Here is an 18,435-nt window from a genome sequence, read left to right as displayed (position 1 = left end):
ATTAACGATCGGTTAGGCAACCCGTACTAGCATCCTTTACCATCTGGATGTATTTCCAAAGATATCCAGATGTAATTCGGTACGGGGGTTTTTTCCAACTTGTCCTTCTTTTTTCTAATTCATCTGGAGATACAATTAACTCAAGTTTGTTGGTGCGAGCATCAATTAAAATTTTGTCACCATCTTGGACAAGGGCCAATTCTCCCCCTTCCATTGCCTCTGGTGTGATATGACCCACAACAAATCCATGGCTACCCCCAGAAAATCTTCCGTCTGTAATGAGGGCTACGTTATCCCCAAGACCGGCTCCGATGATGGCAGAAGTTGGTTTTAACATCTCTGGCATTCCCGGTCCGCCTTTTGGTCCTACATAACGAATCACAACCACATGGCCAGGTTTGACTTTTCCGTCGCGAATCCCAAGATTTGCTTCCACTTCAGAATCAAAACAAATGGCCTTCCCTTCAAACATTTCCCCTTCATGGCCTGTGATTTTTGCCACAGCACCTTTTTTGGCAATGTTACCATAAAGAACTTGGATATGGCCTTCTTTTTTGATGGGGTTACTGACGGGTCTAAGTAAGTCTTGGTCACTCGGAAGGTCAGGAAGTCCTTCCAAGTTTTCTGCGATTGTTTTTCCAGTGACAGTCAAACAAGATCCGTCAATCAATCCTTCGCGTAACATGAATTTCATGATAGCAGGGGTTCCCCCGATGGCATGAAGGTCTTCCATAAGATACTTTCCGCTTGGTTTCATATCAGCTAACAGTGGAGTTGTGTCAGTTACTTTTTGAATTTGTTCCAAATCGAGAGGAATGCCCATGGTTCTTGCAATGGCAATCATATGTAAGGCCGCATTTGTAGAACCACCAAGAATGGTAACCACACGAAGTGCATTTAGAATGGATTTGGGAGTGATGATATCGGAGGGTTTGATATCCTTTTCTAAAAGATTGTACATATACTTTCCAATATTCATACATTCTTTCTTTTTTTCTTCACTACGAGCAGGAGAAGAAGAACTATAAGGCAAACTCATTCCCATGACTTCAATTGCTGTTGCCATAGTGTTGGCCGTGTACATTCCACCGCATGCTCCAGGTCCAGGGCAGGAATTTTTAATTACTTCCTTAAAATCATCTTCCGTGATTTTGCCGTTTATTTTTTTCCCATAAGCTTCGAAGGCAGATACAATATTTAATTTTTCACCTTTGTAATGACCACCATTGATAGTTCCACCGTACACCATGATGGATGGTCGATTGAGTCTTGCCATTGCCATAATGGCCCCTGGCATATTTTTATCACATCCAGCAGTGAATAGAATTCCATCATAATAATGAGCACCTGCAATGGTTTCAATGGAATCGGCAATGATCTCTCTAGATGGCAAGGAATAACGCATCCCGTCATTTCCATTGGTAATCCCATCACTCACACCTATCGTATTAAATAATAAACCCACCATTTGTTTTGTATCTAGGATACTTTTCTTTTGTAAGGCCGAAAGAGTGGTTAAGTGCATATTACATGGGTTTCCATCAAACCCAGTGCTTCCAATTCCAATGAAAGGTTTATTTAAATCTTCATAAGGAACCCCAGATCCAATGATCATTGCTTGGGAGGCAGGAAGGGATTCATCTTGGGTAAGAATGCGGCTGTATCGATTCAAAGTCATAAAATTCAATTTCCTTCGGATTAAAGACAAAATGTAAGATGCCAAGGTTAAGGAAAGCGGATTTTGATTTTATGGATGTACGATTTCGACCAGGATTTTATTGTCATTGTTTCCTTGGGCAAGGTCTCTTTCCCAATCTCTAAATTCGAGATTCAAACAACTGTTAGCACGATCGCGATTGGCTTGGGGCAAAAAAGTATTAGCAGAAATGGTTTTTGCAGCTTTTGCAATTTTACCACGAACCGAATCTAACCAAAGAATCTCGGTAAAATTAGCAAACCTTGTCCCAGCACTTACTTGGAATCCTTCTAATTCGCAGGATTCTGCAACACGAAATGTATATTGGGATTTAAAGGTATCAATATTCGTCGTAGTTGTGGCTTTCAAACTCAAAACTCCTGACTGCAAAATTGATTCTTGGCAATCCGTTGTTCTTGACTGAATGATGCGAGCATCATTGATGATGACATTCACTTCGCTTTGAGTAAGAATGAGTTGATTGACATTGCAGACACCAAGAGGCCTTCGGCTACAAAATTGGTTATTCGAAGACAAGGAAGTATTGGTTTTGATACAGTTCCCAGATTCGCGAATTAAGAATAGAGTTGTTAAATTAAAAGTTTGTTGGTTCTCTTCTTCTTTTTGTTTTTCTTCCCCACCTTCAAAACAAGAGGCAAAAAACAAAGTCATACAAAATAAAATAAGTATATTTTTCAAAATCGTACCTCCATACCAATATTGATGAGAGGAATAAAAGCTAATTTTCCATTTGGGGTTTGCGAAATTATGTATGGAGAATTCACAGTATCGTAGGTTGGTGCGGGGTTTTGATTCCTTTGGTAATTTTTTGTATTATCAAATTCAAAACCTGCTTGGTTCCTACGGCCATAAAAATTTACAAATTCAATATAAGTATTAATATAACCCCAAGAATAGTTTTCGATGCGATCGATCCTTAGGTCAAATTGGTGAAATGGTAAAAATCGGTCACTGTTATAGTTTCCAGAATAATTGGGGAAATATAAATTCAATCCAAAAGTCGCAGCTTGATTTGCTCGTGTAGCACTTGTAATGGGAGTATAAGGTGTGCCTGAAAAGTAACGAAACCTTCCACCCACCATCCATTCTGGATTAAATTTATAACCAAATACAATATTTAAAATGTGAGTTCTATCTAAATCATAAAGTTGTTCTTTATCATTATTATAAATGACTTCAAATTGATTATCATCATAATAATTTATATAATTAGTTCCAATTTTGGATTGGGCAAGAAGTGTTCTTGAATTGTTCAGTAAAGTTCTGTTTCTAGTTTCATCACTGTTTAATCTGGCTTGGTTATTGATTCGTTTAGTGATAGAATTTGTGTAGGAAATCCAACCAAATAGCCCCGATTGTTCTCTTGGATCTTTTGTTTTTTTAATAAAAATTTCAACTCCTTCCGAATGTCCATAACCAGCATTCGAATAATTTAAATTTTTAGGTGTAATCGGATTTGCGAGAACTTTGGCGGTTTCATTTACAAAAACACGAGTGTCATTGTTCAAAGCGTACGGATCGACAATATAAGCATCAGGAACGATGATATTCTGAAAGATATTCCGAAACCCTTCAATTTTAATTTGCCAATTGTTGGAAAACTCTTGGCTCACCCCTACCGAATTATGTTCGGAACGTTCCATATAAAGATTAGGATTTCCTGACTTAGCAGACAAGGCCTCAATCGAAACAGGCGCATTGTAATGAATTCCGTGCCCAACCATAAACCCTGTTTTTGTGGATTCAAAAAGATACCCACCTGTAATCCTGGGAGCCAAATTGGTTTCATTGCTACCTGAATAGTTATCTACCCTTGCACCTGGTGTTAGGCGAAAACCACCATATTTAAACGGAAGTTCCGCATAAGCAGACTTTTCACGATATCGGATTCGATCTCCATCAATGACGGAACGAAAAGCCGCATTGGAATTTAATAAATCATTAAATATATTATAAAATAATCGATTATAAGAAGAGATATTCTCACCTTTTAATGTGGTCTCGCGGAACCGACCCTGAACTCCTGCTTCTAATTTGAGATGTTCCTCCCAAATTTCCCATTCAAATGCATTATGAACATAAGTGGTTGTATCAGCAGTTCGATTTTGTAATCCGAAAATATTCTCTGCTGTGAGCGGATTTGTAAATCTCAATTCAAAAAATTCATTAAACGAGGTGCGTGAGTATGATAAAGTATTTCGAAATGTTTTTCCTTTCCAAACATAACGGATGGCATCAGTGCGAAACATTCGATCTAAACCCGTCGGAGGACGTGGGTCTTCCCCTCCTCTTTCTAAATCTGCTTGGGCTTTAGTGTATGCTTGTCTATCTCTTGTTCCAAAGGTTTGGATCGAAAGACGATGTTCAGAACTAATATCCCAAATTAGTTTCCATTGGTAATCTTGATACTCTGCATACTTTGCATCTTCCGGAATTCCTTGTGGATAGGTTTGTAATAAAACTAAGTTAGGGTAGTTTTTTCTTCCTGAACTGATCATCGCCAGTCCTGGCAAAACTTTGGCTTGGTTGTAAATATCTGATAAAAACAAATTGATATTGATGACCGTTTTATTTTCATCAACACGATCTGTTCCTTCAATGGCAATAATTCCGCCAGTCGCATAACCATATTTAGCTGGAAATGCACCAGTAAACACGTCAAAGGATTTAATTAAATTGTTATTTAGTACGGAAGATTGATTTCCTAAATGAAAAGGATAAGAGAGTGGGAATCCATCAAAATAATATTGGTTTTGTCTCGTCCCACCACCACGTAATGATAAATCTCCCCTTTCACTATTGGAATAGGGATTTCCTGTTAACAAATTGGTTCCAATATTAGTGAAGACTGACGGTAAAATTCCTACGGGCGCACCAATCACAACACCCGGAATGGTTTGGAGAGCTTTTAAGGAATCACCGGAAACACCAGGGAGTCGTTTGATTTCATCTTGCACGAGCCCATATCGAGATAGAGGTGTTTTGTCCCTTTCTCCACTGACTAAAATTCCCGATAGATTTGCCTCTGAGATGGAGACAAGAATCACCTGTCCTTTGAATCGAACTTCGCGAAACACAGTTTCGATTCTGTCGGCCGTAGAAATTTTAATTTCATAATATCCGGGTTCGGGAAATCGAAGTTTGGCGATCCCCTCTTCATTGGAAACTCCGCTGGCTTTACCTTTTTTAGAAATAACAACAGCATTTGTGACGGGTTTGCCAGAATTGGATTTAACAATTTGGAACACAACTTCTAGGTTTCCTTCTGCATACAGAGGCAAAAACCATCCCAAACAAAAAATATAAATGATCGATTTAGTGTATTTCATTTAGAAGTTGGGATCAAACTTTCGGCAATTCGGTAAAGTTCATCCAATGACCTTTTGTCATCAAGCAAACGATAACCTTGCAAAACCCCTTCGTAGACAAAAAATAATTGTTTAGCGAGTAACCGACAATCTACTTTAGAAATTATATGACCATTTTCTAGAGACTCCTCTAAATACTCTGCCAAACAATCGATGGTTTTGTGGGCAATTTCTTCAATTTCTTTCAAAATTTCCAATTCGTTTGGTGCAATCTGGGCTCGGAAATTGGCCATCCCACATCCGAAAAGTTGAGATTCTCTCGCTTCCCTAGAAAGAATCCGAACCCAAGCTTTCACAAAATCAAGAGGCTTTGGATTTCGTTTCATTAGAGATTTGAGAAGAGTTAAATTTTCATCCGAATAAATTCGAAGCACTTCCTTACCCAACATCTCTTTTGAGGAAAAATGTTGATACAAACTCGCTTTGACGGTCTCTGCTTCATCGACGATTTGGTTGAGGCCTGTTTCCGAATACCCTTGTTTTAAAAAGAGATCCTTACTTACTTGCAAGAGACGTACACGAGTTGGTTCTTTTTTCATATCCCTTACAAATTTCAAAATTACAAAAACTAAGCAAACATTATACCAACTGGTCTGTATGAAAAGTTCTTGCATATACAGACCGGTCGGTATGTATATTGACCAGGAGCATCCATATGAATTCTGAAATGATATCCATCCATGAGTCTGCCAAAACGACAACAGAGGCCCTAGAAACTAGACATAGCATCCGAGAATATTTACCAGAACCTGTCCCAGAAGAAATCCTACAAAGAATCTTCAGAAAAGCCTTACGTTCCCCTAGTTGGAAAAACTCCCAACCTTGGAAAGCGCATATCCTGAGTGGCAAAAAACGCGAGGAGATGGCCTTGGAACTCACAAAGGCAGCGAGGGAGTCTTCCCCCCAGCCAGAAACTAATTGGCCAGAATCCTATCCAAGTGATGCCAAAAAACGAATGTTTGATTTAGGGATGAAAATTTACGGAGTGGCTGGAATTGATCGTAAAGACAAAGAAGCAAGGGATCAATTTATGCTTCGAAATTTTGAATTCTTTGGAGCTCCCACTGCGGTTTTTATCACCTCCAAATTTGATCTCAATTTGTATGTAGGTATTGATTTGGGTTGTTTTCTCCAATCAATTCTCCTCCTGGCAAGAGAGGAAGGTTTAGGAACTTGTCCACAAGCTGCTTTGGGTGCATTTCCTGATGTAGTTCGTAATTGTTTGGGCTTGCCTAAGGAAGAAAAAGTAATCCTCGGACTGAGCATTGGATATCCAAAACCGGATTCAGAACTCAATCGTTTTCACACACCAAGGGAATCTGCCGAAGATTTACTTCGGTTTTATTGAAAAAGTAGTTCTGATTCAGAAAGTTTAGTATATGATGATGCGACCAAAAGATAAAACAGCAGGGAAACCACCATGTATTCTAAAACTTTCTGGAATGAACGTTATGCGAATGAAGACTATGTTTACGGAAAAGACCCAAACGATTTTTTAAGAACTCGTTTGCCTAATTTGAAAAAAGGAAGAATTCTTTTTCCATGCGAAGGAGAAGGACGAAATGCGGTTTTTGCAGCAGGACTCGGCTGGGATGTGTTTGCCTTTGACCAATCAGAAACCGGAAAACAAAAAGCAACCGCTCTTGCTAACGAAAAAAAAGTTTCCATTCATTATGAGATTTCTGATGTTTTAACTTACCCTTACGCACCAGAACAAATGGATATGGTTGCTTTGATCTATTGTCACTTTCATAAATCGATCCGCACAACGGCACATCGAAATTGTGTTCGAACATTAAAATCCGGTGGGATTTTATTATTAGAAGCATTTTCGCCAGACCAGTTGCAATACACATCAGGTGGTCCAAAAGATCCCGATATGTTGTATCAGTTAAAAGATTTGCGTATGGATTTTTCCGAAATGAGCGTTGAATACGAAGAAGCATTAGAAATTGAACTCAATGAAAGTCCGTTCCATAGAGGAAAGGCAGCCATCGTTCGGTTGGTTTTACGAAAAATATAGGTTAGTTTTTTCTTTTAACTTTTAAAATCCGTGATTTTCTTTTTCCGAAAGAAAGGGAGATTCATTTCTATGAAGTTTTTAGTTTCGGTTTTTATTCTCGCGGTCTTAAATTTGCAATGTTCCTTCGGTCAAAAGGTAAAGTATGCGGAGCTAAAACAGTCTTATCCTAAAGTCAATTGGGAAGCCCGTAGGTCTGAAGCGGTAAAACTTTTATCGGATTTATTAAAAATACCATCTGTTCGTGGAAACGAAATTCAGGTGGCAAAATACATCCAAGCGGTTCTCGCCAAAGAGGGAATCCCTTCTCATTTTGTTTTTGATCCCAAATATCCAACAAGACCCAATTTAATTGCTGAATTACCAGCGACTGTTCCAAATCCAGAGCCAGGTATCATTCTCGCAAACCATTTGGACACAGTTGAATTTGATACCAAAGAATGGAAGGTAGCTCCACTTTCCGGTACGGTAAGTGAGGGTCGTGTTTGGGGGCGTGGCGCCATTGATATGAAAGGAATGGCCGTAATGGAATTACTTGCCTTTCTTGAAATCAAACGATCTGGAATTCCGAGAACGAGAAAAATTATGTATTTGGCTTTGGCCGATGAGGAATCAGGTTCCGAGTTAGGCGGTAAATATATGACTTCCAAACAAAAACAAGTTTTTGAAGGATACGAATACGCACTCAATGAAGGTGGGGTGGCCACAAGAGACATTGTGATCCAAGGTTCCACTATCTTTAACATTCAATATGCGGAAAAAGGAAACATTTGGTTACGAGCCAAAATCAAAGGAACCAGTGGGCACGGATCTTCTCCTCCAAGTCAATACCCTGCCTTGTCCTTAATCCAATTTTTTAATGAAGTCAGAGAACTGGAATCTGAGATTCGTATCACCTCAGAAACAGATGCTTTTTTCTACCAACTCGGAACCATTAGTTCGTTTCCAAATTCATTTTTTTTGAAAAATGCTAGAAACCCTTTGATCAAACCTTTATTACACGGAACCATCCGAAGCAATCGCCACCTTACTGCAATGACCACAAACACCAAATCCATCACTGGATTTAGAACCACAGAAGGCGAAGGGGGAGAAAACGTAATTGCAGGGGAAGCATCAGGAAGACTCGATATCCGAACTTTACCAGGTGTTGATATTATGGAATTTTCCAATAAAGTAAAATCAATTGCCGCTAAATACAATGCTGAAATTACTTTTACCGATATCAATCCAACGGATGTATCTCCCATCAACACTAGGCTTTTCAGCACTTTGGCAGCAGTGTCTGTCAATAAGTTTCCCAATAGTACGGTGACTCCGTTTCTTTCTCCTGGAAAAACGGACAATTCGTATCTCAGACGATTGGGAATTAAATCGTATGGTTTGATTCCAGCAGTTCTGAAATCAGAAGACATTGACGGGATGCACGGAAAGAATGAAAATATGACCATTGATAACTTAGAACTAGGAACAAAAATTCTTTTTGAAACTTTGGTAGAGATGAACCAGTAGAGGAAATGTCATTGTGAATCATCGTATATAGTTCAGAAGAAAGAAAAGGATCCATATCCGATGGAAAAATAAATAAGTGGAAGAAGTAGACGGTATGCCTAGTTCAACGCTCTTCCAAAGAGATTTCATTTAGATTATTTTCTATATCTCTTTCAAATATTTGTAATTTTCCATTTTTTCTTACAAATTTATAGCGATTGCCATAAAGTGTTCCAGTATATAGAGGTACTAAAGATTGACTGTTTGAAATTTGAAGAATAGCTAAAGATTCAGTATCACAACACCCACCATGAAGAAGAATAAATTTTCCCTTCTTATATTTTAATTCTTCAATCGATATTTTTTGTCCTGGGAAAGGAAGACTTTCGCTTTTATGCTCAAACAAAATCCAGCCTTCGTTCTTTTTAATCCATAAATGATCTACTTTCGTAATCTCTCCCTCAGAACCAAAGTCGATAGTTTTGATGATAGCCAAAAATTCATTAAGATTCTTGATTTTTAATCTTTTACTTGTATTTTTAATAAAATCTATCAATAATTCTTTTTCAGATTTTGTATATAAATCTTCCGGTTCTACTACGCCAGCAAGTGTTTCTCTTTGATAATAATATGAAGCTTTCTTGATGAGATTTTTTGAATTATCTTTAAGTAATTCACTTTCCTTTATATATTTTCTAATCCAAGTAGTTCTTTCTTTTAGATCTACTTTCTGAGTATCCTTATCATCGCAACTAAAAGTGAAAAACATGAATGCGATTAGAATAGTCGAAATACTTTTTATCATTTTGAATTCCTTTTGGAGTAAAAATTATTTAATAACGTATAACCAACCAGGCTTACCGAAATTGTCCGACCGTGAATCTCAATATGATTTTTTTAGATTTTACTGTTTCTATTCATTTATTATGTTATCTATTGTCGGTTTATAATAAAGGATGATTGCTCCATTCGAAAAGATTTTAGTTTTTATAAACTTAAGATTTGTCTTGGTATTTAGGTTTTCAAATAGTTGGATACCGTTCTCGGCAATCACCGGATGGATGCAAAGTTGAAGCTCGTCAATTAGATTATGTTTAATTAACTGTATAATTAAACTTCGACTACCGACAAAAATATCCTTGTTCGTTATTTTTTTTAGTTCCAAGATTTTTTCTTCAATAGGCTTATCGGAGAGTATTGCGCTATCCCATCCCGTTTCTTTCAGAGAATGCGAAAAGACGATTTTTTTTATTTTGTCTATAGAGGCAGCAAAATCATTCATTGAATTTTGACTCGAAGGAGTTTCTAGGAACGACTGCCAAAATTGCATAAGCTGATATGTAATTCTTCCATATAATATGTAATCTGCGGTATCAAGAAGATCTGCATAATGAATATGTATTTCTTCATCCGGGATTCCTGCATTGTGGTCACAATTGCCATTCAGGGTCATATTGAAAGCTGCAATAATTTTTGACATTTTTCCTCTTTATGCGAATAGATAAGAAATTCTTTGATTCTATAAATTTACAATGAAGATTTACTTCTATATTATGATAATCTATCACAATTACGCATAATGAGATGTTTCTATACCCTGTGTCCCGAACGGGACGTTAGGGACTGGCATAGAGTTTGCGGAAGCAAACGAGTTACAGAAAGGAATTTGGCAAAACGTAGGCGAAGTCCCGCAAGCAGTAGTTCGTGTTATGCGAAATAAGGCATTTGATTAATTGAATTTATTTTGAATTTTTAGTAGTGCTTTATATTTATTTGAGGTAAAAATTAAAACGTCTTCATTTGAAAAGGATTCAAGAATTTTTTTATCAGAGTATGGGATCGTTTCGAGAAAAGAAAGAAATTTAGTATTACAAATATTAGAATCGACCCAAAATTTACCTTCTGAAGCTAAACAATCTTGTCTCTCTTTGCAAGCTAGATCAAGTGAGTCATCGTCGATAGGACATTTGACATATAAATTTGAATTTATTTCATTTCTACAATAGCATCCATAATTAATATTCTTAAATGTATTTTTCCATTCATCTTCAAATATTTTCCTGCGAACGGCATCCTTTATTTCATCTTGAATTTTTTATTCTTCTCGAAATTCGGGGTTCACCAAGTAAATGAGCCAATAGAAAAATTGGCCAATTGTCTCTATTAGACTCAATGGATTCATAAATTTTAAATAGATTTTGTTTTTTCCCGCATAACAGAACTATATTTGCCGCTAACCTTCTGGTCTTACTATTTAAGAGAACTTAAATACTTTAAGATCCCCTCTTCGCCTCGTTCTTCGGCAAGTTCCGCAATACTAATCCCACCCACAGTTTTGACTTTGGTTTCGGCACCGGCTTTAACCAGAAGTTTGACCATTTCCAAATTTCCTCGGTATACGGCTCGGTAAAGTGCTGTTTCACCGGTGGTATTACGGAGGTTGACATTGGCACCTTTTTCAATTAAGAACTTTGCCATCTCTAGTTCTTCATCATCTGCTGCTTTGATTAAAGAGGAATTTCCTAAGGAGTCCTTTGCATTGACGGACACACCTTCCGCTAAAATTGTTTTTACTAATTCTAAGTTTCCTTTTTCGACTGCCTGGAACAGACGGTGCTCCCGACTCATAGGAGCTTTGACTACAGTTTCATCTTCCATACAGGAAAAGCTGGATCCGATCATTATTAAAAAAATGACACTGGATAACCTTAAGAATAAAAATCGACTAGATAGAAATTCTAACATCGGTTTTAGTCTAATGGTTTAACCATGAAACGTCGATCCATTTTTCCAACCAGCTTCCAGTTCCTTTCCATTTTGGGTGTGAGTCTTTTTTTTACATCGTGCCTCTCCATCATTAGTCCGGGAGAGGTAGGTCTGATGTGGCGACCGTATAGCACGGGACTCAGCCAAAAACCGCTAGAATCTCGAGTGCAAACCTATATGCCTTGGAACAGTGTTTATGTCTACTCTGTTCAATGGAGTAGTTACCAAGAAAAAGTAGAAGTACTCACGAGAGATGATTTAACGATCACTGTGACGGCTGCCATCATCATTCGGCCAGTTCAAAATGAAATTTATGAGTTAGAAATGGAAATTGGTCGAGGTTATTATGAGAAGGTAGTGAAACCTCAATTTCGAACTGCGATTCGAAATATTCTATCTGCTTATAATATGGTTTCCATTTCGAAAGAGACACCTAACGTTTCTGCGCAGATTAAAAAATCCCTGAGCGAAAAGTTGAAGGACAAACATGTTGAAATTGATGATGTGATCATTGATGATGTAGAATACAGTCCATCCATTCTAAAAGCAATCGAAAGCAAACTGACCAAACAACAAGAACAAGAGCAGATGAAGTTCGAAATCAATATCGCTAAACGTGATGCCGAGATCCAACAAATCTCTGCTGATGGTAGAGCAAAGGCCGTACTCATTGAAGCTGAGGCACAAGCAAAAGCCCAACGGATGATTTCTGAATCATTAACTCCGAAATACATTCAATTGAAAGCAATGGAGAATCCAAATAATAAATTGATTTTTGTTCCAAATGGAAAAGATGGATTGCCGATTATAGTGAATCCGGAAGGTAAATAAAATATTCTATCTTAACCATTCTGATTTGTATTGGATTTGGGACATCAATTCATTGGTGTTCCTAAATTCTTTAGATTTTGATTTATATCTACATTAGATGGTTCGATTTCCGACCGTAGGTTTCTCTCTTTTATCATCGATGATATCGGACTTTTTGGATTAGGAGATTTTGATAACGATCTAGAAATTGATTTTGTTAATGGTTGCAGTAAAGTTACAATTTGAGTATGCCCCCTAACTTCGGATAACCGTAGAGCGTTCCATCCATCCACTGAAAAATCTGTATTTACTTGGTGAGATATCAGTGCTTTTACAGATTCGGTACGACCAAAGTAAGCTGCATACAATAAAGCAGACCAACCTTCATAGATCGTATTGGGATCAGCTCCTTGGTTCAAAAGCGAAATTGCTTCTTCTTCTCTTCCTTCATAGATAGCAGCTACCATTGGTTTGCCTAGACTGGGATCAATTTTTACTTTTGTTGGTTGTGGTGTTGGATTCTCATTTGAAGAAACAACAATCGTTTCTTTTGGGAAAGGTGAGACTAAAACAATTTCCAATTGGTCTGCCAAACCAGTTAAATCGTTCACCCAACCAAATCTACCATCTGGCAAATGAAAAAAACGAGCTGCTGCTCGAAAAGATAAACCTTTACCAGAACCAAAACTTTGAGGTTTGGAAATGATGGTTCCATCTTTTTGAATCAAACAAGCTTCCAAATTCATCTTTGTAATTTTAGGAAACCATTTGTCTTTTTCAGTATCTTCATCTGTCATCCACATCAGAAACAAATGTTCATCTCCAAAAGGGACAATTCTCGGAATCCTTTCTCTTTGTTTAATAGAATTTGTTAAATATATTGGTTTGGAAAGGCCATCATTGCTTTTGATGATAAGGCCAATATCATAAGAAGATCGATTTAGATTGGAATCAAATGTGATCCAAGTCGTACCATCTTTTGAGTATAAATCACCAGTAGAAATCGGAACGTATTGGTAGGTTTCATTTGGTCCAGCTTTAGGGACAACAATTGGTAACTCACGTTTTCGAGAAGGAAAACTATCTACAACCAATCCTCTTGGGTAAGCATCACCGACAGTGGCCATCACCAATTGTTTTCCATCATTGATAAACCTGGGTCGAAAACTATGACTCACATTCCACGTAAATCCTTCAGGTGTTTTTCCATCAGATTTTAAAATTCGTTTGCCGGCATTGTCAAAAAATGCCAAATATTCACTCTGGTGTGTGACTCCGTCATCCCATTTGCGATAAGTAGAAAAATAAGTCGCATAATGATTATCAGCTGTTTTGGTGAGTGTTAAAGTTCCAAATGTAGTATCGATCCCTTGATCACCTACATTTTTGTATTCTTTCGTGCCTACAATCTTCGTACTAAAATTTAATTTTCCAGAAGTTGTGTATTGATTGATATAGGCAGTATGAAAATTTTTAGATTCATAGTTTCCTTTTTTTTCAATCTCAAAAGCAGATAATAAAACAGTCAGCCCATTAGAATCGGCGATGGTATCTTCAATACGAAAGTTTTTTATACTTACAAGATCTTTTATCATTTTGAAATTAGAATCTAAACTTACAATTCTGCCATTGGAATTACCATCATTGTATGACAGAAAGTATTCTCCTGATTGGAAATATACCAACTTTGGCGCTGGAGATCCATCAGACATCGCATTTGTATAGGAAACGGATGTAGTCGTTAGATAATAATGATCCGTTGGTATTTTGACTGAAATCCGTTCTATGGATTCGGCAATTCGATTAATAGTAAAAATGAGTTCAGAGTCGGCAGAAAGAAAGGAAAATGGATAAAGCAAAAGATATCCTGAGATGAATAAAATATTTTTTATAACTTTGATGCTTTTAGGAGTGCAACTTGCGTTCATTCTTTTTTTCATTTTAAAATATTGTATGATTGGAATTAGAAAAACAAGAAAGAAATACTTGGAGAGTGGATTTAGCTTTGTTTAGTGAATGTTGTTCAAGGGATATCAAAAAGGGGAAAGAACAATCTAGAACATTCTTTTCTAGATATGTAATTGACCTGATCACAAACCCTGTTTTTGGGAGCGAGGATTTCACAGTTGAAATTTATAAACAGCGTAGATGATATATTGCTTCAAAATATAATCATGTTAAATGATTGCATTTTAATTTTTATTCAAAGATAAATTCCTGAATCCTAGAACGAATGGTAACCAACCATCTACAACAGATGGTTCATTCTACAATAATTCTTTCTGATTAATAGATTTCTTAGATAGAGAACTCATAGTCAATAGTTACGTACAGATGATAACTTCTTTACAATTGCATTTCATTTACCGAATTTTTTTCAAAAAAATGAATCGCAAATGTACCGCCTAGCACCCGAATGTGGTCGTTGCGAATAAATGACTATATAACGTTTGTTCGCAGATCAAAATCAAAGATTTTCGATTACTAAAATAGTAAATTAGTAATTCATTATCTATTTTTTTTGAAAATCCAATTAAAAGGTAAAACATATGACAATTAAGTTAGTCGAAACTAAAATCCGAAGTAGGGTAATAATTACAATTCTACTATTGACAATGGCCTTCCTACAGTTTTGTATAGGAACCGAATCCACAAAGTCCAAAGAGAAGGATAACCTTTCTTTGTTAGGACTTTTTATTGGTAAAAACGATCAAAACTCATCGATACTTGTAAGTGATGGAACCACCGTTACTTCGATGATTAAATCCATTGAAGGCGGAACCATCCAACTTGGAAAAGAACTTAGCTTTGTAATTCCTCCAAATTCCTTAGATAAGGATACGGAAATTACGATAGAAAAAACTGGAAAAGCAGATTCCAATAGCCAATTTAAATTCTTTGGGCAGGGTTATAAATTTTCTCCACCTGGAACTCAGTTTGCTATGGATAAACCAGCTTCCTTAGTCGTAACCTATGATTCATCCAAGATTTCCGAACAAAATTTAAATTTAAGATCACAACAAATGTTCTACTTCGATGAGGCAAGTAAGTCTTATATTGGCGTCCCAACATCGATTGACTATGCAAAAGGTAGCTTAGTAGCGCAAGTGGAACATTTTACAAGTTATGCTCTATTTGCAGTTCCCTCTGCAACTGGAAATAATTCCCCCCTAATTTCTATTCAAAGTCCGGTTCCAACCCAAATACATGCAGATGCACCGATTTATATTCGAGCCGATGTTAGAGACATTGATTTAGATGGATCGATTATAGCGGTCAAACTTTCCTATAAAAAGTCAACTTCTGCGACCTATACGAATGAGGTAGCAATGCAACCAGAAAACAATGTCTCGATATCACCTACGAGTAGATATGTCTATTTGATCCCTTCTACATTTTATACAAATGCAGACAAACTTGCTGGCACCACTCTTGATATTAAGATAGAGGCTTGGGACAATAAATCACTTAAGTCAAGCTCACCAATAGTTACTAACTACACCGTGAATCGTAATTGTTTACCTAACACCTTACGAACCAACTTAACGGGAATACAGAATATCAATGCCGGTTTTCAGAGAAATATGCTTCTCTCTTGCAGAAATGAAGATACTAATTCCTATCTTACTGGACAGTATATTGTTCCAGAAGTGGTTCATGCGATTAATAATGTAGGGAAGTTGGACAAACCAGGTAGTGCAGGAACTCTCTTTACTGCTACTAAAAGTGACTATGTAAGTTCAGGAAAAGTAGAATTAAGGCTGTTATCTTCAGTTACAAATTCGGTCACACAGGACTTTACCATTCTTCCAGGAAATGTTCAGACTCTATCTATTTATGAAACAGATTCTTTTGGAAACAAAACTGCATTACTCTCTAAAACGGACGAACCACAAACCATTTCTATGAAAGAAGGAAATGTGAAATATTTCGCTCTTGAAGGACATGACGGTTATGGAAATATTGTAACCTACTTTCCTTGGTTGAATGCAGATTGGAATGTTCCTACCAATGGCGATCTGGGAACTTTAGATCGAGATACACCAATAAGTCTTGTTGTAAATCTATATACACTCGATGCAAAAGTTGGCTTTTCCAATCTGGTAGCAAGTATTGCGGAAGGAGCCATCCAATTAACTCAGACGATTCAAATCCTTTCTAGGCAACTAATCGATATAAGATCCAATTTCAATGATGCAACTTATCCAGGGGCGGAAACATTTTTTTCATCTGCAGCTAGTATAACATCAGATGGTGATACAGCTTATTTTGTTTTCAATCATTTTCAAAGTGCTGCTAATGCATTTAATAATAAAGAACAATTAAGCACATATAAATTTAACCGATCCTCAGGCCTTTCAACATTGCCTCCAATTGTATCTTTTACTGGTCAATGGCAACTACAAGCTGTATTGAATCTTTCGATGGCTATGGCTGGCCCGATTCCGTATGTTCTGTATAGTACAGCGCCAACATACAGCGGTGATGTTTCATATTCCAATGGAAATATTAAGCTCTATGCCAAAAAATATGATTCGAGTTCTAATACCTGGTTGCCTGTAGGATCGATCATAAATTCTGAATTGAATGGATTAAATTATAGCTATTCGATTGCTACGAATGGAACAGATCCTTGGGTCGCTTATACAGCATTTCAAGCTACCGAGTCGGAACCCTATAGTTCAAATTACGCAGTATTAGTCAAAAGATTTAATGGGGCAAATTGGATACCTGTTGGTTCCACTTTAACAAATAATTTTCCAACGAAGGTAATCATTCAATTTGACGGATCAACACCTTACGTGGCCTATAATGAATTAGATACTTTAGGCAAAACTAAACTTTATGTAAAAAAATGGAATGGAGTTTCATGGAATACAGTTGGCGGAGAATTAAATTTAGCTCCAACAACGCATGCTTCCCTTCATGATTTTAAGATCTTTAGTGGAAAGTTATATTTGTCATTTGATTCCAGTGGTAAATTAAATGTGAAGACTTTTGATGGAACAAATTGGTTATCTGTTGGAAGTTCAAATCTAAATTTTACCTCGAGTGCAAACGTTTACACATCCAATCTTGAAATCAATCCCAAAGGGACAATTTACTTAGGTTGGTCTGAAACTCCAACAGGTTCCAGTTCTCCCATTAAGTATTTAGGTCATTTTGTAGGTCCAAATTTAAAATTAGATTTTTCGGATAACTCATTAAATGGTTATGTATTTGATTTCTCATTCATAGGAGCTAATCCTTATATTGCCCAAACTAATAGTGGAAGAAGTTGGATACGAAAATACGAATAAGGTTAAGTAGATTCATAAAAGTTGATTGTTGCATCTCGATAAACAGATACAATCGATAGGAAAAACTAAAATGGAAGGCTATGATTAAAAACTAGCCATCCATTTTTTGTCTACTGAATCAACATTCCCGCCTTTTCTATAAGGGGTAGTTGGTATCAGTTCTAAAACTTATACCCCATTGACATCGAAAAAGAAACCCCTTCCCTATATGATCGGAAAAGTTTTTCTTCATTGAATAATTCTTCCTTAACATAAATTTAAAATCCAGTTTATCGTCCATTTTATGAGAGAAAACAATGTCAGTTAAACCAACACCGCGTTCATAAGCATCGGGAGTTCCGTTTGCACCAACTACAAAGATTCGATCACCGAAGTAGTTATAATATAAACCAATTGTGGTTGTTTTTAGTTTATTCAAATATACATCAAACTTCAAGTTTGCTACGAAATCAGATTGCCCTTGCAATGGTCTTCGAATGTTTGTGGGATCGTAAGAAAAACTTCTATCAATTGGGTCTAACAATCCAGCCTTAGAAATTGTAACATCGGTTGTAGTCTAATGGTTTAACTATGAAACGTCGATCCATTTTTCCAAACAGTTTCCAGTTCCTTACTATTTTGGGTGTGAGCCTCTCCTCTTTTGTATCTTGCCTCTCCATCATTAGTCCTGGAGAAGAGGGACTTATGTGGCGGCCTCAGCCAAAAACCGCTAGAATCTAGGGTCCAAACCTATAATGCCTTGGAATAGTGTTTATGTTTACTCGGTTCAATGGAGTAGCTACCAAGAGAAGGTTGAGGTCCTGACTCGCGATGATTTAACAATCACTGTGAGTGCGACGATCATTATCCGACCGATCCAAAATGAAATCTATGATCTGGAAATGGAAATAGGACGGGAAGTAGGGATTGGGTGTAATCCCCGCTTACGCGGGGATTGGTGGAAGTTGAATAAATGAATCTCTA

At 37.0% G+C, this 18,435-nt stretch carries 15 protein-coding genes; 6 read left to right on the top strand and 9 right to left on the bottom strand.

Going from position 1 to position 18,435, the window contains the following annotated elements:
* Position 1: 1 nt before the first annotated feature.
* The 4 genes from ilvD to CLV96_RS11645 all read right to left on the bottom strand — a co-directional run bounded on the left by ilvD (position 2) and on the right by CLV96_RS11645 (position 5,624).
* The gene (ilvD, locus tag CLV96_RS11660; RefSeq protein ID WP_004785330.1) at positions 2-1,678 is read right to left on the bottom strand and encodes a dihydroxy-acid dehydratase; all 1,677 of its coding nucleotides are present in this window, start codon (positions 1,676-1,678) and stop codon (positions 2-4) included.
* A gap of 69 nt (positions 1,679-1,747) precedes the next feature.
* Complete coding sequence (locus CLV96_RS11655) at positions 1,748-2,395, bottom strand: hypothetical protein (protein ID WP_004784166.1); 648 nt, start codon at positions 2,393-2,395, stop codon at positions 1,748-1,750.
* Positions 2,392-5,046 carry a TonB-dependent receptor plug domain-containing protein gene (locus CLV96_RS11650; RefSeq protein ID WP_004785407.1) on the bottom strand — a complete coding sequence of 885 codons (2,655 nt, stop codon included), beginning with the start codon at positions 5,044-5,046 and terminating at the stop codon, positions 2,392-2,394. Before CLV96_RS11650 ends, CLV96_RS11655 begins: the two co-directional genes overlap by 4 nt.
* Positions 5,043-5,624, bottom strand: coding sequence for a TetR/AcrR family transcriptional regulator (locus CLV96_RS11645; RefSeq protein WP_004784569.1), 582 nt, complete (start codon positions 5,622-5,624; stop codon positions 5,043-5,045). The genes CLV96_RS11650 and CLV96_RS11645 overlap by 4 nt, the downstream gene beginning before the upstream one ends.
* 116 nt (positions 5,625-5,740) lie before the next feature.
* Here CLV96_RS11645 and CLV96_RS11640 point away from each other — a divergent pair, with 116 nt between their 5' ends.
* The 3 genes from CLV96_RS11640 to CLV96_RS11630 all read left to right on the top strand — a co-directional run bounded on the left by CLV96_RS11640 (position 5,741) and on the right by CLV96_RS11630 (position 8,617).
* Positions 5,741-6,433, top strand: a complete 693-nt coding sequence (locus tag CLV96_RS11640) for a nitroreductase (protein ID WP_004787270.1) — start codon at positions 5,741-5,743, stop codon at positions 6,431-6,433.
* 72 nt (positions 6,434-6,505) lie between these two features.
* Positions 6,506-7,108, top strand: a complete 603-nt coding sequence (locus tag CLV96_RS11635; RefSeq protein ID WP_004786449.1) for a class I SAM-dependent methyltransferase — start codon at positions 6,506-6,508, stop codon at positions 7,106-7,108.
* Positions 7,109-7,177: 69 nt separating this feature from the next.
* The gene (locus CLV96_RS11630) at positions 7,178-8,617 is read left to right on the top strand and encodes a M20/M25/M40 family metallo-hydrolase (RefSeq protein WP_004785332.1); all 1,440 of its coding nucleotides are present in this window, start codon (positions 7,178-7,180) and stop codon (positions 8,615-8,617) included.
* A 103-nt stretch (positions 8,618-8,720) separates the two neighbouring features.
* On the opposite strand, the gene CLV96_RS11625 is transcribed toward CLV96_RS11630, so the two are convergent.
* From CLV96_RS11625 to CLV96_RS11610, 3 genes are all read right to left on the bottom strand, one after another.
* On the bottom strand, positions 8,721-9,401 hold the full coding sequence (locus CLV96_RS11625; RefSeq protein WP_004785225.1) for a hypothetical protein: 681 nt from the start codon (positions 9,399-9,401) through the stop codon (positions 8,721-8,723).
* Positions 9,402-9,509: 108 nt separating this feature from the next.
* Positions 9,510-10,076, bottom strand: coding sequence for a dihydrofolate reductase family protein (locus CLV96_RS11620; RefSeq protein WP_004787148.1), 567 nt, complete (start codon positions 10,074-10,076; stop codon positions 9,510-9,512).
* Positions 10,077-10,846: 770 nt separating this feature from the next.
* Entirely contained in the window at positions 10,847-11,341 is a 495-nt protein-coding gene (locus CLV96_RS11610) for an ankyrin repeat domain-containing protein (protein ID WP_243836472.1), read from the bottom strand.
* 24 nt (positions 11,342-11,365) lie between these two features.
* Between CLV96_RS11610 and CLV96_RS11605 the strand changes: the two genes are divergently transcribed.
* Positions 11,366-12,193 (top strand): prohibitin family protein, encoded by an 828-nt coding sequence (locus tag CLV96_RS11605; RefSeq protein WP_035983095.1) that lies wholly within the window; start codon positions 11,366-11,368, stop codon positions 12,191-12,193.
* A 44-nt stretch (positions 12,194-12,237) separates the two neighbouring features.
* On the opposite strand, the gene CLV96_RS11600 is transcribed toward CLV96_RS11605, so the two are convergent.
* Positions 12,238-14,100, bottom strand: a complete 1,863-nt coding sequence (locus CLV96_RS11600; RefSeq protein WP_243836471.1) for an ankyrin repeat domain-containing protein — start codon at positions 14,098-14,100, stop codon at positions 12,238-12,240.
* Positions 14,101-14,721: 621 nt separating this feature from the next.
* On the opposite strand from CLV96_RS11600, the gene CLV96_RS11595 reads away from it, so the two are divergent.
* The gene (locus CLV96_RS11595; protein WP_134151970.1) at positions 14,722-17,472 is read left to right on the top strand and encodes a hypothetical protein; all 2,751 of its coding nucleotides are present in this window, start codon (positions 14,722-14,724) and stop codon (positions 17,470-17,472) included.
* 136 nt (positions 17,473-17,608) lie between these two features.
* Here CLV96_RS11595 and CLV96_RS11590 read toward each other — a convergent pair whose 3' ends face one another.
* Entirely contained in the window at positions 17,609-17,995 is a 387-nt protein-coding gene (locus tag CLV96_RS11590) for a hypothetical protein (protein WP_004787057.1), read from the bottom strand.
* 211 nt (positions 17,996-18,206) lie between these two features.
* On the opposite strand from CLV96_RS11590, the gene CLV96_RS20150 reads away from it, so the two are divergent.
* Positions 18,207-18,428, top strand: a complete 222-nt coding sequence (locus CLV96_RS20150; protein WP_004786032.1) for an SPFH domain-containing protein — start codon at positions 18,207-18,209, stop codon at positions 18,426-18,428.
* Positions 18,429-18,435 lie beyond the last annotated feature (7 nt).

The organism is Leptospira meyeri (assembly GCF_004368965.1).
GTDB lineage: Bacteria > Spirochaetota > Leptospiria > Leptospirales > Leptospiraceae > Leptospira_A > Leptospira_A meyeri.
This window is presented reverse-complemented; position numbering and strand designations above follow the sequence as displayed.

Bases quoted from the DNA above. Each gene is read 5' to 3' on its own strand.
- CLV96_RS11630 (WP_004785332.1), top strand. From the start codon at position 7,178: ATGAAGTTTTTAGTTTCGGTTTTTATTCTCGCGGTCTTAAATTTGCAA.
- CLV96_RS20150 (WP_004786032.1), top strand. From the start codon at position 18,207: ATGCCTTGGAATAGTGTTTATGTTTACTCGGTTCAATGGAGTAGCTAC.
- ilvD (WP_004785330.1), bottom strand. From the start codon at position 1,678: ATGACTTTGAATCGATACAGCCGCATTCTTACCCAAGATGAATCCCTT.
- CLV96_RS11605 (WP_035983095.1), top strand. From the start codon at position 11,366: ATGAAACGTCGATCCATTTTTCCAACCAGCTTCCAGTTCCTTTCCATT.
- CLV96_RS11650 (WP_004785407.1), bottom strand. From the start codon at position 5,046: ATGAAATACACTAAATCGATCATTTATATTTTTTGTTTGGGATGGTTT.
- CLV96_RS11635 (WP_004786449.1), top strand. From the start codon at position 6,506: ATGTATTCTAAAACTTTCTGGAATGAACGTTATGCGAATGAAGACTAT.
- CLV96_RS11625 (WP_004785225.1), bottom strand. From the start codon at position 9,401: ATGATAAAAAGTATTTCGACTATTCTAATCGCATTCATGTTTTTCACT.
- CLV96_RS11595 (WP_134151970.1), top strand. From the start codon at position 14,722: ATGACAATTAAGTTAGTCGAAACTAAAATCCGAAGTAGGGTAATAATT.
- CLV96_RS11600 (WP_243836471.1), bottom strand. From the start codon at position 14,100: ATGAACGCAAGTTGCACTCCTAAAAGCATCAAAGTTATAAAAAATATT.
- CLV96_RS11620 (WP_004787148.1), bottom strand. From the start codon at position 10,076: ATGTCAAAAATTATTGCAGCTTTCAATATGACCCTGAATGGCAATTGT.
- CLV96_RS11645 (WP_004784569.1), bottom strand. From the start codon at position 5,624: ATGAAAAAAGAACCAACTCGTGTACGTCTCTTGCAAGTAAGTAAGGAT.
- CLV96_RS11640 (WP_004787270.1), top strand. From the start codon at position 5,741: ATGAATTCTGAAATGATATCCATCCATGAGTCTGCCAAAACGACAACA.
- CLV96_RS11610 (WP_243836472.1), bottom strand. From the start codon at position 11,341: ATGTTAGAATTTCTATCTAGTCGATTTTTATTCTTAAGGTTATCCAGT.